We start from the raw sequence: 16797 nt of genomic DNA on the forward strand, positions 1-16797 counted from the left end.
GAAAGTAACAAAAGCGTTTATAGTTGCCGGATTAATTCACTAAAGATAAGCGTAAGCTTAGGTTCTGCTGCTTTGGCAGCTGCCAGTACTTCGTCATGGGTAATCACATTCTCTTCTTCCCGGATACCGATATCGGTAATCACACTCATGGCAAATACTTTCAGGCCGGCATGTGCCGCTACAATTACTTCAGGTACGGTACTCATCCCTACAGCATCGCCTCCTATGATATGCATGTACTTGTATTCTGCCCTGGTTTCAAAGGTAGGGCCCTGCACGCCTACATATACGCCGGTATGCAAAGATATATTGTTGGCAGCAGCAATTTTATAAGCGGATTCGATCAGTGATTTGGCGTAAGGTTCGCTCATATCCGGGAAACGGGGGCCCAGCGCATCTTCATTTTTGCCACGCAGCGGATGTTCCGGCTGCAGATTGATATGATCCCGGATAATCATCAGATCCCCTACATTAAAGGCAGGATTCATGCCTCCGGCGGCATTGGAGATAAATAATGTATGGATGCCCAGCGCTTTCATCACCCGAACAGGAAAAGTGACCTGCTGCATGGAAAATCCTTCATAAAAGTGAAAACGCCCTGCCATAGCCACAACCGGCTTACCCTGCATGTATCCCAGGATTAATTTACCCGAATGCCCTTCTACGGTAGATTCAGGAAAATGAGGGATATCGCTGTAAGGAATTTCCACGCTATTGTCTATTTCCGCTGCCAGGTTACCGAGTCCGCTGCCGAGTATAATGCCGGCTACCGGCTTATCCTGCCAGAATTTACTGATATATTCTCCCGCTGCTGTGATCTTTGCTGTTAGTTCACTCATCTGTTTATACATTATTTAAAAGTCGGATTTAAAAAACAAACCCGCGCAAAGTTATTTTTTAATTCACAAATGACTGCAGTTTTATATTTAAAACATAATGACCTAATTTAGCGGCAAATTTTATTCCGATGAACTTACACGAGTACCAGGCTAAAGAACTGTTGAAAAAATATAATGTACCGGTACAGGAAGGCATCCCGGTGGATACCCCTGAAGCGGCTGCGGAAGCATACAAGCAGCTGAAAGTGCAATTTGGTAATGAATTTGCCGTTGTTAAAGCCCAGATTCACGCAGGTGGACGCGGAAAAGGTAAGATCCGTGGTACCGAACAAAGAGGTGTGGCCGTAGGAAAAAATGCTGAAGATATCAAAACCATAGCTGGCAATATATTGGGAGGTACCCTGGTAACCATCCAAACCGGCGAAGCTGGTAAACTGGTAAATAAAGTGCTGGTAGCACAGGATGTTTACTATCCAGGCGCTAACCCGGTAAAAGAATTCTACTTGTCTATCCTGCTGGATCGTGCTAAAAGCCAGAACGTTATCATGTATTCCACTGAAGGCGGTATGGATATCGAAGAAGTAGCACACAGCACTCCGGAAAAAATATTCAAAGAGTGGGTAAAACCAAATATGACCCTGCAGCCTTTCCAGGCACGTAACATTGCTTTCAACTTCGGTTTAAGCGGTGAAGCGTTCAAAAACATGGTGAAATTTGTTACCAACCTCTATAACGCATACGTAGGACTGGATTGCAGCATGCTGGAAATTAACCCACTGTTCAAAACCAGCGACGAGAAAATCATTGCCGTTGATGCGAAAGTAAACCTGGATGATAACTCCCTGATGCGTCATCCTGACCTGGAAGCACTGCGCGATATTTCAGAAGAAGATCCTACTGAAGTAGAAGCCAGCAAATTCAACCTCAACTTCGTAAAACTGGATGGTAACGTAGGTTGTATGGTAAATGGCGCTGGTTTGGCCATGGCTACCATGGATATGATTAAACTGAGCGGCGGTGAACCAGCTAACTTCCTGGACGTAGGCGGTACTGCCAATGCACAAACTGTAGAAGCAGGTTTCCGTATCATCCTGAAAGATCCTAAGGTAAAAGCAATCCTGATCAATATCTTCGGTGGTATTGTTCGTTGCGACCGTGTGGCACAGGGTGTAATTGATGCTTACCAGTCTATTGGCAACATCAACGTTCCTATCATTGTTCGTTTACAAGGTACTAACGCTGCTGAAGCAAAAGCACTGATCGAACAAAGCGGTCTGAAAGTACAGTCAGCTATCCTCCTGAGCGAAGCTGCTGCACTGGTAAACAAAGCAGTAAGTGCATAATTAAGTGCATTCACGATATAGAAAAGGCCGCCACGCATAATGCGTAGCGGCCCTTTTTTATAGCATCCGGTTTAGCTGTTCAGCTTCGCCAGCTCCCCTTCATATCCATCTGCCGACTGACCCATTGTTTTCGCTTTGGATATCAGCCACGTAAAATAGGTCTTTGCCAGATCTTTGCGATTTCTTGCCACACACATATAAGCTACTGAATTCAGGGCCTCCAGATTAGAAGCTTCCGTAAGCGCAGACTCCGCCCATTTGATATATAAATCTTTCAGCGCAGGATCTTTGTCCATGTCACTATACATATAGAAAGCCATATAACGAACCCGGTTGTCATCACGGTCATGGTGTGCAATCGCAAACTCCAGGAACGCTTTAGCATTTTTACAGGTTTTAAAGAGATAGTTTTCTGCATAATACATCTCGGCCTCGTGCCAGTCTCCTGCATTATAAACACCCTGTTGCTTCTTTAAAAAAGCGTCCAATGCGGATGCATCGTATTCCTTAGGCAAGGCCGCTATATCCTGTTTCAGCAGTTTTTTGAAGATATTATCTGCCAACATTTTACCAAAACGCGCCTCGTAGGTAGTTTTATTTTTGAGATAAAATTCGCGGTAGGTATCCGGTAGTTTTCCTACTACCTGCATTGCCTTAAACACAGACTCTTTATAAAAATCCTGCTGGCTCAACAGGTATTTAGTGACTGCTTCGGCCTCAGGATATTTGCGATCCTTCGCGAAGAAAAAAGCATTGTAGAATTCCGGATCATCTCTCTTCAGACTATTGCCGAAACCTGCCAATGAGGCGCCTGCTTTATACTGATTGGTACAGTCTTGCAGAAATTTCAAAAAGTCTGGTACTTCCTTGTAACCGCAGCTGGTGCTAATCAGCTTACCATCACCGGAAATAATAAGATAGGTGGGGAATCCGGTCATGAAATACTTGGCGCACAGTTCTTTTCCGAATTCTTCTTTAAATACATCGTAGCCGGTGCATACAAAGTTTTCCTCCATGTATTTTTTCACCTCCGGGCGCGGAAATACTTTGACCTCCATGTCTTTACAGGCATGGCAACCTTCAAAGTAGGTGTCAATAAAAATGGGTTTGTGTTCTTTTTTTGCTTTGGCGGTCAGCTCTTTCCACGAGCCTTTGATAAATTGGGTGCTATCCTGTGCCAGGGCGGCAAAGGGCAACAGGCCCGCCAATAGCAGGGCTTTTAATGCATACTTCATGATACTTTTTTTAATGGTTTGGTTTGGTAACGTGAAACTAATAAACAAGATGGTAATCCCTACTGCAGTTTGTTTACTGGCCAATAAAATATATAAGCGGTTATATAAGCCGAAAGCAAAAAGCAGAAAGCAAAAAGCTATTGTAGCGAGTGATAATCAAAGCGAATTAATATCCGCGATTATCACTCGCTACAATAGCTTTTTGCTTTCTGCTTTTTGCTTTCGGCTTAATAAATTAGTCGTTCTTTTTAGGCGGAGCAGGCATCGTAGCCTTAGGCTTGTCTTTCTGCTCTTCTTTTGGTTTAGGAGCGGGCGCAGCTGGCGTTGCTTCCGGTTTATCCGCACCTGGCGTTGCATAATCACTGGCATCGCCGGAGCCGTAATCATCTGCTGATCCATTTCCTACATTTTCTGACTCTGCACCTGGTTTCACGTTAGAATCATAGTTCATGTAGATATCATCCTCACTCATGTTAGCAGGAACCGGGAAGTGATCGCTGGAACTGACTTTCAGTGTTGGATCTGCATATACTTTCTGCATGAAATATGCCCAGATAGGCAGACCCGTATTGGCACCCTGTCCAATGGCCGTGGTGCTGAAGTGGATAAAGTTATTTTCACAACCTACCCAGGCGCCTGCCAGGATTTTCGGAGTATAACCCATAAACCAACCATCGGTGTTATCGTTGGTGGTACCAGTTTTACCGGCTATTTCGCCCTGAATGTTATAACGGGAACGGATACGCGCACCTGTACCACCCGGAGCTACTACGCCTTCCATCATTTTCACCATGGTGTAAGCTTCTTTTTCACTGATCACTTCACGCTTTACCGGTGCAAATGTTTCGAGGATATTACCATTTCTGTCTTCTATACGGGTGATGTAAATAGGTTTAGTATTGATACCTCTGGCCGGGAACATGGTATAACCCTGCAACAACTCATAAAGTGAGATCTCCACAGCGCCCAATGCGATGGCCGGATAAGCCGGAATGTCGCTGCTGAAGCCTACTTTATTCTTAGCAAAATCGGCAAATGGTTTAGCGCCGATCTGTTTAATGAGGTAAGCCGCTACCAGGTTGAGGGATTTCGCCAAAGCGCCTGCCATGGTAATACTACCACCGGTGCTACCTTCTGAGTTATGAGGGGTCCAGCCGTTGATATTAATGGGTTCATTAGGCAGTACGGTATTAGGCGACATACCATTCATAATTGCAAAGCAATACAGGAATGGTTTAAAGGTGGAACCCACCTGACGGCGTGTTTTAGCCACGTGGTCGTTCTTGAAATAACGGAAGTCTGGTCCGCCTACCCATGCTTTCACTTCGCCACTTTCCGGGTCCATGGCCATAAACCCTGCCTGCAAAATAGCACGGGTGTACTTAATAGAATCCAGCGGGGTCATTACCGTATCAATTTCGTTCAGATCCGGTTCAGTGGAACTTCTCCATCCAAACACCTTCATGCGGGTAGGTGTGTTGAAGATCCGGGCGATGGTAGAATCATCCACCTCATCTTCTTTCAACGACTTGTACCGGTCTGACTCTTTCATGTATTGATCCAGGAATTTGGGCCATTTCTTCCAAATATTGCCTGTTTTTACATCATTTTGGGCGCTGAGCGACTTTTGCAGAACGGCCAGGTGTTTAGCCACGGCTTCTTCTGCGTACAGCTGCATCCTTGGGTTGATGGTGGTATATATCTTCAATCCATCACGGTAAAGGTTGTATTCATGGCCATCTGCTTTTTTATGGTTTTTACACCATGATTTCAGCTCATCCCGCAATACTTCGCGGAAATAAGGCGCCAGTCCTTTATTGTGGTCAATTTTATTATAGTGTAATACAATCGGCTTACTTTGAGCGGATGCAGCTTCTGCTGGTGTAATAAATCCGGCTTTCTGCATATTGTCGATCACCTGATTACGCCGTATGAGCGCGTCCTTTGGATTACGACGGGGATTATAGATGGTGTTTCCTTTGAGCATTCCCACCAGAATAGCAGCTTCCTCTATCGACAAATGGCCGGCATCTTTACTAAAAAATGTTCTGGCCCCGTTTTCAATACCATATACGTTATCACCAAAAGCTACGGTATTAAGATAGAGGGTCAGGATTTCCTGTTTGGTAAAGTTTCTTTCCAGCTTCACGGCAATAATCCACTCCTGTACTTTCTGAAATGCACGGCCTATGGGATTGTTGGAGCGTTGTTTACCCTGGTTATCTGCCCGCAGGTTCAGGGCCAGCTGTTGGGTGATAGTACTGGAACCACGCTTTTTACCAATCATCAGATAAAAAGGGATGGCCAGTGTGCCTTTAGCGTCAATACCGGAGTTATCGTAAAACCTGGTTTCTTCTGTTGCAATCAGCGCGTTGATCACGTTTTTGGAAATCTCGTTGTAATCGCTGCTGGAACGATCTACCTGATAGTATTTGCCCAAAATGGTACCATCATCCGCGATCACTTCTGCAGCCAGCGCGGCACGGGGATTTTCCAGTTCTTCCATAGACGGCATGCTGCCTATCACACGGAAGTTAATGAGTAAAACAAAGAGAACAAGTAATGCTAAGAATCCAAAAGCCACCCGCCACAATATTTTCACCGATTTTTTCATGCGCTTATATAATTTGTTTTATGGCCAAATTGCCAAATTCCTGTCAAAGAAATGGCAATTTATTACTATCTGTTGGCTATATATGTAAATTTTTCAATAAACTTCAACTGCAATAAACAAGCCTGTTTATAAGAGTTTGACCGACAAAGCTATTTAAATTTCCAAACATACTTACTGGGTCACATAAGTTTCTGTAAAAAACTTACGGTATCCAGTAAGGTCTTTGGTGCTGTTCAACAAAATAAAGTTGTCTCTCGAAATAACGAAGAAATGGTATTCTGTAGGCCGGATTTTGGGTATAATACTAGCCGCGGCAGCATCCCTGATTTCATCGAAGTATTCCAGTGCTTTGTCTTCATTGGGGAATATCCTGAAAATGAGCATCACATCATTGGGGGTCAGCACAAAGCTGCCCACCTCAATTTTATCCGCCGCATGTTTGGTAGAGTTATAGCGGGTAAATTGATTCAATCCTTCATCCATCAGCTCTTTGGACACCCGGTCAAAGGACAGCACCACAAAATAAGGGTTGTCAGGGCTTACTTTATACGGCGTTACCGGCTTTGACGGAGCCACCGGCACAATGGGCTTAGGTAACTGGCCTACCATACCAGCCGTTATTTTGGACGAATCAACAGGTGCTTTTGCGGCGGCGGTGGTTACCTTGTCGGCAAACACGGGCTGCGGATTTTGCCACGGATAACGCATGGTGATATTTTCATCCAACAGTTGTCCGTTGGCGTCTTTCTTCCGGACTTCCAGTTTAGCAAGGTAATTGGTCAGTTCTGCGCGATGATCCAAGGCATCCATCAGGGTCTGGGCCTGCAAGCGGATCGGCTCATCAGCGGCGTATTTGGTCAGCACCGCCTGTACTGCTTTGCGCGATAATTGCAGAGAATCTGTGGCAAATGCTGTATCGGTTTTCACAATCAGCATTGCTTCCAGCAAATCGAATTTAGGCTTCAGGAAATTAAAACCAAAAGAGCTGTCGGCCTGGTGCTTGATGGCCATAGCGCCTGCATAGTCGCCATTCCGGAAAGCGGTATAAGCGGAATCGTAGGCCGCACTGATCTGTTTCTTTTTGGCGATATCCACGTCATTATTCAATCCACCGGAACGGATAATATCTGCGAAGTTCGTATTGCCGTATTGGTTAAGTACCATGGTTTTAAACTGGCTCGCCTGTGCAGTGCGATTCAGTTTACTGTTCCAGATGTAGAGAGAATACAGTACTTCCGGCTTCCGCGGATGATCCGGGAAAAGGAGCAACAGCGAGTCATAAGTTTCTATGGCCAGTGGATAGTTTTCCAGTTTATCGTGATAAAGCTTACCGAGGTCAAACCAGGCTTCTTTTACCGCCTTTTGGGAGGCATCCAGTTTTTCCGGTGTCAATGGCAGCCCGGCTGCCAGCAGATCCACACTCACGCTATCCGGAGAAACGCCTTTGGTGGCGCTGGTTTTGCTTTCATCCACTATCTCAATGGGTGCATTGCTATTTGTCGCATTCACCACACCGTTCTGGCTTCTGCGCCAGTTATCACCGGGTTGACGATTACCCCACCTGCGTTTAAACTCGGAGTAACCGGCAGATTTGCTACCTTGATTATAAAAATACCAATCTCCTTTTTCCTCTTTAGGTCCATAGGCGCCTCCTGGGTTTAGGCCCATAGAAGCCGCATCCAGCGGATTGGCTGCCTCCAGCTTTTCCTTCTTTTTCCGGTCGGCTGCTTCATTTTTCAATACTGCGGCCATTTTCGTCAGGAATATATTCCGGTCTGCAGGCGACATGGTCGCGATTTTCTGCAGACTATCTTCTCTATGAATGGTTTCCAGCTTGGCTACTACATCTGACAGCACTTCCTTCCTGATATTTACGGTAGCTGCATCCATGAAGTCTTTGGTCATCACGCCGGCGGTGCTGTCGTAATATTTTTTCGCATTCAGGTAATTGCGTTGATCGTAGTAAATATCAGCGATGCCTTTATAGGTAATGGTGCGTTGCATGAGGTTATCACTGGGTGCTTTCAGTGATTGCTTCATGTAGCCGATGGCTGCGTCCGGGTCTTTGGGATACATGAGGGTACCCATGGTATAATAGATCCCATCTTTGAACCGGGAAAACCGTTGTTTTCTCAGCATATGATGCAGGCCGGCGATGCTTTTGGCGATGTCACCGGTGGTTTGTGCATTGGTTTTGGCAATCTGAATCCGGGCCTGGAAGTCCATCATGGGATCGGGTTTCATGCCAATCACATCGCGGAAGCGCTCCAATGCGGAATCTGCGTTGTGTTGCTGTACATAGAGTTGTCCGAGGATAAATGACATCCTGGCCCTGGCTACCCGGTTGTTACTTTTATCAATCGCCTGTTTCAGGGGATCAATTGTTTCGGGATATCTTTTCTGGATATAATTGCCATAGGCGCGTACTTCTGCGAGGTCGCCCTCGAGGCGGTGCGGGAAGTTCGGGTCGTTATTGAGCAGGTTCAGGAGTGCCTGTACTTCATCGTATTCTTTTTCCTCGAGCAATGTTCTGGCACGCCAGAGGAATGCGTCGTTACGCGCCCTGGTGTGTTTCAGGCGTCCAAAGAAGCCCTTTCTTTTTTCACGGGTGGCAATGGATATCTGGTCATTTTCGCGGGCGCCCACTACGGTTTTGTACTCCGACTTCTGCTTGGGGGCGAACTTGATGTTGATATATTGGAATGTTTTATTGGCATTATCGAGGTCGCCTTCGTAAAAGTAGGCACGGCCCATGAGCAGGAAGCAGTCGTCTATCCATTTACCACGGGGGTCATGCAATTGGATGCCCATGGTGGTTTTATCGATCACGGAATCCAGTTCTCCTTTGCTGAAACCCTGGCTTTGCAGGCTATATGGATAGAAAGGTAGCAGGGTGTTATAGTTATCCTGGCCATCGCGGTTAGCGGTTCTGACTACCCGGTCGAGTTTTTGTTTGGCGTGGAAGTAATAGTTAAAGCGCGTAGCCATATTCTGGAAAAACTGCCGTTTCCAGGTCCATTTCTTCTTCTCGAGCATCACTTCAGATGGCGGACGCCGATCCTGTATGCGAGGTTCCTTTGGTTTAAAAAGGGGTTTGGCAACAGGGCGCTGTTGCTGTTGTTGATTATCGGGGTTTTGACTCTGAGAATTATATTGCTGCGATTGATTTCTCGGCCTATTCTGTGCCCAGACCGCCGGCAAACCCAGGCAAAATGATAATGTACTAATTCCCAGATATTTAAGTAGCAGTTTGATGCAATTCATGGATGCCAGGGTGTATAGGCTAAATATATATAACTTACTGTTTGAAAAAATATTTTAAAGATAGGATAATTTTTTAGCAGAAAACCGAAAGCACAAAGCAAAAAGCAATTGTGGTGAGCGAAATAAGCGAATATTAAAGATTTAAATTGCCATCATCACCAGTTACTATAGCTTTTTGCTTTGTGCTTTCCACTTTCTGCTTTAAAAATATTGATTAACTTTAGCCCGCCTTAATTTTCGTTAAGTACCACAAACATGGCCAAGAAGGGGAATAAAAACAATAGAAGAAACCTGGAGAAACTCAGTCATAAGTACCGTTTGGTAATTATGAATGATGATACCTATGAAGAAGTGACATCGTTCAAACTCTCCCGTATGAGCGTGTATATAGCTTTCAGTACCCTGTTTGTATTACTTGTCGCTATTACAGTAGCTACCGTGGTATTTACGCCGTTGCGTTATTATATACCCGGCTATGGAGACCTGAAGCAACGTAAGGAATTTATCCGTCTCAAAATGCGGACAGACTCATTAGAAACAGCCATTAATGCCCGTGATCAATACCTGAAAAATATTAAACAGGTGATCAATGGGGAGTTTACCGGGAAACTGGATACCACCATGTTAAAAGTGCCAACTGTAGATAACAGTACCTACTAACTTTATTATTTAAGTATTTAATTATCAACGTGAATAGTTCATGTGCATGTGGATTGAGATATCTAAGTACATAAAAACCAAAATATTTGATATTTTAATTATATTACATCACTAAACTTGAAAAACCTAACTCCCTATGTTTAATAGCAATCAGAAATCGAAAGGTGACAGTAAATCTATGTTGCCTACCTCTACAGTAAACATTATAGGCACTGGCACTACTATCCAGGGGGATATTGTGTGTGATGGCGACATTAGAATTGATGGTCAGGTAAACGGGCTGGTATCTACCAAAGCAAAGATTGTGGTAGGTCCGGAAGGTGATATTGTGGGCGATCTGGTATGTCAGAGCGCAGATATCCTGGGTAAAGTTACCGGTATTATCAAGGTAGAGGAATTATTGTTCCTTAAAGGAAATGCTTTAGTAAAAGGCGATGTGTACACTGCTCATTTCGAAATGGAGCCTTCAGCTAAATTCAATGGCCGTTGCTACATGGACGATCAGCAGCCAGATAATCAGAAACATGGAAAATCCGTCCTCCAGGAAGCAGAATAACCGTAACGTATTATTTCGCTACGCCGGGTTGGCCTTTCAGATGATGGCCACCCTCGGGTTGGGTGTGTTTGCAGGGTACAAACTAGACCAGTGGATTGGCTGGCGGTTCCCTGTATTCCTTATCATTTTTTCTTTAGTTGCATTAGCCATACTTTTGTGGCAAATTATAAAAGATACCCGACGGCATGAGTGATAGATTTTTTATACGGCTATTTGCAGTTTTTGGCATTATTAACGGACTTTTTATCATATTCAAACCCAGGTTGCTGGACCTCGGCACACATGTAAATGTGCTCATGGCCGGTAACCTGATTATGGCTGTTATTTCCCTGGTGTCTTACCTGGTGAGTCGCCAGGGACTCGCTTCCTCCAACCATAATGCATTTATCCGGGCCGTTTACGGCGCCACCCTTATTAAACTCTTTCTTTGCGTAATAGGTGTTGTTGTATATGTGCTTATGTATAAGCCCAATGTCAGCAAATTGACTATTTTCATGCTGTTGTTCCTGTACCTGGTGTATACTGTATTTGAAACACTCAGCCTTTTCCGGCTGACAAGGCTAAAAAAGTAATCTATTTGAAAAAAGAGGCGCCCCTGAATGCTTTAGCGTCCTACTTACCCGAAGGCACCTTCGGACAGGTCATGGATTTCCTGGTTACCTATAAGGTACATCTTACCGTTACCAAAGAACGGTCCAGTATACTTGGCGACTACCGTCATCCAGACGGACAAGGTAAAGGCCACCGCATCAGCATCAATGGCTCGTTGAATAAATACGCCTTCCTGCTGACGCTTTTACACGAAATCGCTCACCTGACTACTTTTAACAAATACGCCAACCGCGTAGCCTCCCATGGTAAAGAATGGAAACAGGAATTCGCCTGGATTCTACATGAATTTGTAGGTAAAAACCTGTTGCCACCAGACGTGGAAACGGCAGTACGTCAGAGTATGACCAACCCCGCTGCCAGTTCCTGCGCCGATGAAAACCTCATGCGGGTATTAAAAAATTACGACCGGCAAAAAGAAAATCACTTCTTTGTAGAACAGGTTCCTTTAAACGGTTTGTTCAAAACCAAGGACGGACGCGTATTCCGGCGGGGTGAAAAAATAAGAAAACGCTACCGCTGTGAAGAGGTAGCGTCTAACAGATGGTATCTGTTTAGTCCCGTTTATGAAGTGGAACTCCTTGCCTAAGACTTCTCCCCTACATACTGTAATGCTGGATACGCCATGGCGCGGTTAATCAGCTGAATTTCCAATTGAAGAATGGCAGCTTCTGATTTGGCCTGTAACTTAGGCGCATCATCCGTAGGCTTGTGATAATCATCGTGCCCACCTGTATGGAAGAACATTACCGGTACTCCATTCACGTAAAAATTATGATGATCTGAAGCCCCTTTGCCAGCGCCATCTGTAAAAAACTTAATACCCGGCTGCTGTACATCTTTGAAAATAGCCGGCCATTCTGCCGCACTACTATGACCACCAATGCCAATACCCCGCTCCGGATTATAGCGGCCAATCATATCCATATTGAGCATGAAATGCACCTGGTTCAAAGGCATCAATGGATGATCCGTGTAATACTTAGATCCCTGTAAGCCTAACTCTTCTCCCCCAAAGGCGATGAACAGAAAATTAAACGGCTCTTTTTGTCCATTTTTTCCGTAATGACGCGCTAATTCCAGCAAACCAGCTACACCAGAAGCATTATCATCTGCCCCGTTATGAATTTCCCCGATAGGATATTTGCCATCAAATAAGGCAGCCGTTCCCAGGTGATCATAGTGGGCGCCAATGATAATCGTACGGGCGGCACCGTTATCCAGGAAGCCGATCACGTTACGGCTGGGAATATTTTTATGGGCCTTCCGGTCGAACGTGAAATCCTGGAAATAGCTGCCGCCATTCACGGTTTTCAGCCCCAGTTTTTTAAACTGTTTCGCCACATAGCGACTGGCTTTCATACCGCCTTTCTCAGCAGTACCCCGGCCCTTCAGCTTATCTGAGGCCAGATAATTCACGATGCCCTGAATCCGGGCAGCATCAGGAATGGTATCCTGTGCGTATGCGCTGGCACTGATACCTGCGGCGCATATAAATAATAACCAACTCTTCTTCATATCGGATCAAAAATAGAGAAGGCTTCCTGATGGGGAAGCCTTCTGCTAAAAATTATGTTTGAATTGTTCTGATTGTATTAATCCTATTTTTTCTTCTGCTGCATATCCTGCTGGCGTTTCTGGACTTCTTCCAGTTTTTCCTGCCATTTGGATTTGCTCTTCGGCTTCTTCTTATTTTCCTGGATTTGTGCGTGAATTTTATCATGGTTGATGATAAACTTCTGAATCACAAACTGCAACAGGATACTGATAACGTTAGATAAGAAGTAGTAGAAGGTGAGGGCCGCTGCCAGACGGTTGAAGATACCCAACAACATGATTGGCATTACATACGGCATGTACTTCATTACCGGGTTGCTCTGATCGGTCATACCACGGTTGTAGAAGGCCAGGATCAAGCTGGTAATGGTCATCAGGATGGTGAACAAGCTGATGTGGTTACCATAGAAAGGTATGTTGAATGGCAGGTTCAGGATAGAATCATAAGTAGATAAATCCTTTGCCCACAGGAAGCTTTCCTGACGTAATTCAATGGAGGATGGGAAGAAGCTATACATCGCTACCAGGATCGGTAACTGTAATAAAGCTGGTAAACATCCGCCCAGTGGGTTTACACCAGCGCTCTTAAACAGCTTCATTTGCTCCACACCAAAACCTTGTTGATCGTCACCAAACTTCGCTTTCAGTGCATCAATTTCTGGTTTCAGCACTTTCATCTTAGCCTGAGATACATAGCTCTGGTAAGTGAAAGGCGCAATCAGCAAACGAATGAACAGCGTCAGTAAAATGATGATGATACCATAGTTGCTGATAAATCCACTCAGGAAGTTAAACACCGGGATGATGATAAAGATGTTCACATACTTCACGAAAGCGAAGATACCGGTACCCAGCGGGATGATTTTCTGCAAACCAATATCAAAAGACTTCAGTGTTTTATAATGGTTAGGACCATAATAAATTTCCACCGGATAAGAGAAATCATTAGCACGGTTGTACGGAATCTGAATAGTAGTAAAAGTTTGACCTACAATATTCGGACTTTCCGGTACTTTGGTATTTACATCAACACTATTGAAAAGTTCATTTTTAGCGATGAGGGTAGTATTGAAGAACTGTTGTTTTACGCTCACCCATTTCAGCTTTTTGTCCAGTTTTTCGTGGCTGGTGCGGTTCAGGGTAAAGTAATCGTGTTTATCATGTTCTTCCATGTAGTGCACCTGGTTGTTCAGGCGCTCATTCTGCATGTCATGCTCTTGTTTATCTTCCTGGCTGTTCCATTGGAGGTTCAGGTAGTTCTGATTGCCAGGGAGCAGTCCTTGCATACCAACAGCGTGAATGGTATAATCTACCACGTAGCTGCCTGATTTCAGGGAATAAATGAATTCCAGGTAAGCGCCGGGATTGCTGGTATTGAGGCGATAGGTAATAGATTTAGTGCCACCTGCCAGTTCCTGGGGTTGTCCGGCGGTAAAGAACAGGTCAGCGCTGTTCAGTACTTTGGTTACGCTGGCCGGTACTTCCACAGATAAACGGTTGAAGGAACCTTCCACTAACATCAGGGGAGCACCTTCATACGTTTTGTATTGTTTCAGTTGAACAGTAGATGGTTGTCCACCTTTATTGGAGAAGGTGATTTTCACCACATCGTTTTCCAATACGGAGGTTTGCACATTGCCAGTAGCAGCAGCGGCAAAAGTACCGAACTCTCCGCTCAACATGGCCTGATGTGCTGAATCCAGCTGGCCACCATTTGCAACAGCAGCAAGACTAGCTGTATCTGCCGGAGTAGTTTTAGGCTTATTAAGTTCTGCTATGGAATCTTGCCTGGCTTTTTCCCTTGCGGCTCCTGCCTGTTGTTTCTGGTTGAAGAATATGTATCCTACCAACAAAACGCCCAACAGTAAAAACCCAATGACCGAATTTCTGTCCATGAAATGCAATTAAAATTTAGGCAGCAAAGGTAAGCATGATTTTATGAATTGACCATGCTTTTTAGGTGAAACCCCTGTTAATTGCGGCTAAAATAATAAATAAGTAGTGTAAATATGTATATAACTGAGGATCAGTGGAGCTTTTAGCCATTAGCTGTTAGCTTTTAGCAGAAATGCAGCGGAGATGAACATTTATAATATGTTCTCCGCTGCATTTCTGCTAAAAGCTAACAGCTAATGGCTAAAAGCTATTTCGCGATGGACTCTTCCATTTTCGCTTTACCATTCTTGCTTTCCGCGTATTGCTTGGCAGCTTTGATAAAGGAAACGAATACCGGTGCAGGGCTTTCCACGGTGCTTTTCAGTTCCGGATGGAATTGTACGCCCACGAAGAACGGATGTTCCGGCAGTTCTACGATTTCAACGAGACCACTTTCAGGGTTTTTACCGGAAAGTACCAGTCCTGCTGCTTCAAAGTCCTTAATGAAGTCATTATTAAACTCATAGCGGTGACGGTGCCTTTCGCTGATAGACGTTTTACCATATATTTCTTCCGCTTTGGAACCAGGAGTCAGTTCACAGCTATAGGCGCCCAAACGCATGGTACCACCTTTCGCAGTTATTTTCTTCTGCTCTTCCATGAGGTTGATAACCGGGTGAGCGGTATCAGGGTTCATTTCCACGGAATGTGCGTCTTTCCAGCCGAGTACATTACGGGCGTATTCTACCACGCTCATCTGCATACCCAGGCAGATACCGAAGAACGGCAGCTGGTTTTCACGGGCGTACTGGATAGCGGTGATTTTACCTTCAATACCACGGTGACCGAAGCCTGGTGCTACCAGGAGACCATCGAGGTTTTTCAGTTTTTCGCATACATTTTCCGGTGTGAGGTGTTCGGAGTGGATATTTTGTACCACTACCTTGCACTCGTTCAGAGAACCTGCGTGTATAAAGGATTCCAGGATAGATTTGTAAGCATCCTGTAATTCCACATATTTACCAATGAGACCAATAGTTACCTTGGATTTAGGATATTTCAACTTATCCAGGAATTCGCGCCATTTTATCAGTTCTGGTTCTTTTTCCACGGGTAATCCCAGTCTTTTCAGTACGGAAACATCCAGTTTCTCGCGCATCATTTCCAGGGGTACTTCGTAGATGGTAGGTACGTCATTGGCTTCAATAACGGCATCTACCTGTACATTACAGAACAGGGCGATTTTCTTCTTCAGATCGCGGTACAGCGGTTCTTCTGTACGGCAAACGATGATATCGGGATGAACGCCATATTCGCTGAGGAGGCGTACAGAGTGTTGTGTTGGCTTGGTTTTCAGCTCTTTGGCTGCACGCAGGTACGGGATGAGTGTCAGGTGCACTACCAGGCAATCTTCTTCTCCCAGTTCCCATTGTAACTGACGAACTGCCTCAATGTAAGGGAGTGATTCAATATCACCCACGGTACCACCCAGCTCAGTAATCACGATATCGAACTTACCATCTTTACCCAACAGGAGAATACGACGTTTGATTTCGTCTGTAATGTGAGGGATTACCTGCACGGTTTTACCCAGGTAAGCACCTTCTCTTTCCTTGTTGATCACTGTTTGATAAATACGACCAGTAGTAACATTATTGGCCTGAGACGTAGGCGTATTCAAGAAACGCTCATAGTGTCCAAGATCCAGATCGGTCTCTGCGCCATCTTCCGTTACATAACATTCGCCATGTTCATAAGGGTTTAACGTTCCCGGATCCACATTGATATATGGATCAAATTTCTGAATAGTCACTCTAAAGCCGCGCGCCTGCAATAATTTTGCAAGTGAGGCAGCTATAATTCCTTTACCCAAAGAGGAAGTAACACCTCCTGTAACGAAGATATATTTTGCCATAAAAACTAAAATTCTGCTAAGAATACTTGACCTATAAACGGGGAAGTGCCGGACTGCATTTGGTGTATAACCGATCAAGTAAACAACTTCCGAAGGTCATGCAAAGTTACACAAATTTGCGTCGCTCCCAAGTTTTTTACCGAATCGCTTTATTTGTTTGTTAATTTTTGGGAGAATATCTTCGGCTCTCATCACTTATCTACAGGGCGTTTTAAAGAATTTTCAAGTACACGAAATTATTTGTTAAAAACCTTTATCTGGTAGCATTGTTCTGGAAATGGTTACACTACTATAAATATATATACTGTAAATTTGCGTCCGAAATACATA

The 16797-nt window shown here is 44.6% G+C and carries 13 protein-coding genes; 6 read left to right on the forward strand and 7 right to left on the reverse strand.

The window, feature by feature from the left end:
- Nucleotides 1–17: 17 nt before the first annotated feature.
- The gene (locus tag AC1DFM_RS00815) at nucleotides 18–839 is read right to left on the reverse strand and encodes a purine-nucleoside phosphorylase (RefSeq protein ID WP_477074825.1); all 822 of its coding nucleotides are present in this window, start codon (nucleotides 837–839) and stop codon (nucleotides 18–20) included.
- A gap of 128 nt (nucleotides 840–967) precedes the next feature.
- On the opposite strand from AC1DFM_RS00815, the gene sucC reads away from it, so the two are divergent.
- Complete coding sequence (gene sucC, locus AC1DFM_RS00820; protein ID WP_477074826.1) at nucleotides 968–2182, forward strand: ADP-forming succinate--CoA ligase subunit beta; 1215 nt, start codon at nucleotides 968–970, stop codon at nucleotides 2180–2182.
- A 71-nt stretch (nucleotides 2183–2253) separates the two neighbouring features.
- Here sucC and AC1DFM_RS00825 read toward each other — a convergent pair whose 3' ends face one another.
- The 3 genes from AC1DFM_RS00825 to porW form a co-directional block, all read right to left on the reverse strand.
- Nucleotides 2254–3417, reverse strand: coding sequence for a thioredoxin family protein (locus AC1DFM_RS00825; RefSeq protein WP_477074827.1), 1164 nt, complete (start codon nucleotides 3415–3417; stop codon nucleotides 2254–2256).
- A gap of 235 nt (nucleotides 3418–3652) precedes the next feature.
- Complete coding sequence (locus AC1DFM_RS00830; protein WP_477074828.1) at nucleotides 3653–6031, reverse strand: transglycosylase domain-containing protein; 2379 nt, start codon at nucleotides 6029–6031, stop codon at nucleotides 3653–3655.
- 171 nt (nucleotides 6032–6202) lie between these two features.
- A complete protein-coding gene (gene porW, locus AC1DFM_RS00835; RefSeq protein ID WP_477074829.1) occupies nucleotides 6203–9295 on the reverse strand; it encodes a type IX secretion system periplasmic lipoprotein PorW/SprE in 3093 nt (1030 codons plus the stop codon).
- Between the two features lie 255 nt (nucleotides 9296–9550).
- Between porW and AC1DFM_RS00840 the strand changes: the two genes are divergently transcribed.
- From AC1DFM_RS00840 to AC1DFM_RS00860, 5 genes are all read left to right on the forward strand, one after another.
- Nucleotides 9551–9955 carry a hypothetical protein gene (locus AC1DFM_RS00840; protein WP_477074830.1) on the forward strand — a complete coding sequence of 135 codons (405 nt, stop codon included), beginning with the start codon at nucleotides 9551–9553 and terminating at the stop codon, nucleotides 9953–9955.
- Between the two features lie 136 nt (nucleotides 9956–10091).
- Complete coding sequence (locus AC1DFM_RS00845; protein ID WP_477074831.1) at nucleotides 10092–10511, forward strand: bactofilin family protein; 420 nt, start codon at nucleotides 10092–10094, stop codon at nucleotides 10509–10511.
- A complete protein-coding gene (locus tag AC1DFM_RS00850) occupies nucleotides 10480–10704 on the forward strand; it encodes an AtpZ/AtpI family protein (RefSeq protein ID WP_477074832.1) in 225 nt (74 codons plus the stop codon). Before AC1DFM_RS00845 ends, AC1DFM_RS00850 begins: the two co-directional genes overlap by 32 nt.
- Nucleotides 10697–11083: a hypothetical protein gene (locus AC1DFM_RS00855; RefSeq protein ID WP_477074833.1), complete on the forward strand. Its 387-nt coding sequence runs from the start codon at nucleotides 10697–10699 to the stop codon at nucleotides 11081–11083. Before AC1DFM_RS00850 ends, AC1DFM_RS00855 begins: the two co-directional genes overlap by 8 nt.
- Before the next feature lie 5 nt (nucleotides 11084–11088).
- On the forward strand, nucleotides 11089–11709 hold the full coding sequence (locus AC1DFM_RS00860) for a SprT-like domain-containing protein (protein ID WP_477074834.1): 621 nt from the start codon (nucleotides 11089–11091) through the stop codon (nucleotides 11707–11709).
- Here the strand turns inward: AC1DFM_RS00860 and AC1DFM_RS00865 are convergent.
- The 3 genes from AC1DFM_RS00865 to AC1DFM_RS00875 all read right to left on the reverse strand — a co-directional run bounded on the left by AC1DFM_RS00865 (nucleotide 11706) and on the right by AC1DFM_RS00875 (nucleotide 16467).
- A complete protein-coding gene (locus AC1DFM_RS00865) occupies nucleotides 11706–12638 on the reverse strand; it encodes a M20/M25/M40 family metallo-hydrolase (RefSeq protein ID WP_477074835.1) in 933 nt (310 codons plus the stop codon). The two genes, AC1DFM_RS00860 and AC1DFM_RS00865, sit on opposite strands and share 4 nt — an antisense overlap.
- Nucleotides 12639–12721: 83 nt before the next feature.
- Nucleotides 12722–14572: a membrane protein insertase YidC gene (gene yidC, locus AC1DFM_RS00870; protein WP_477074836.1), complete on the reverse strand. Its 1851-nt coding sequence runs from the start codon at nucleotides 14570–14572 to the stop codon at nucleotides 12722–12724.
- A gap of 248 nt (nucleotides 14573–14820) precedes the next feature.
- Nucleotides 14821–16467, reverse strand: a complete 1647-nt coding sequence (locus tag AC1DFM_RS00875; RefSeq protein WP_477074837.1) for a CTP synthase — start codon at nucleotides 16465–16467, stop codon at nucleotides 14821–14823.
- Nucleotides 16468–16797: the final 330 nt, after the last annotated feature.

The organism is Chitinophaga sp. 05T412 (assembly GCF_056396465.1).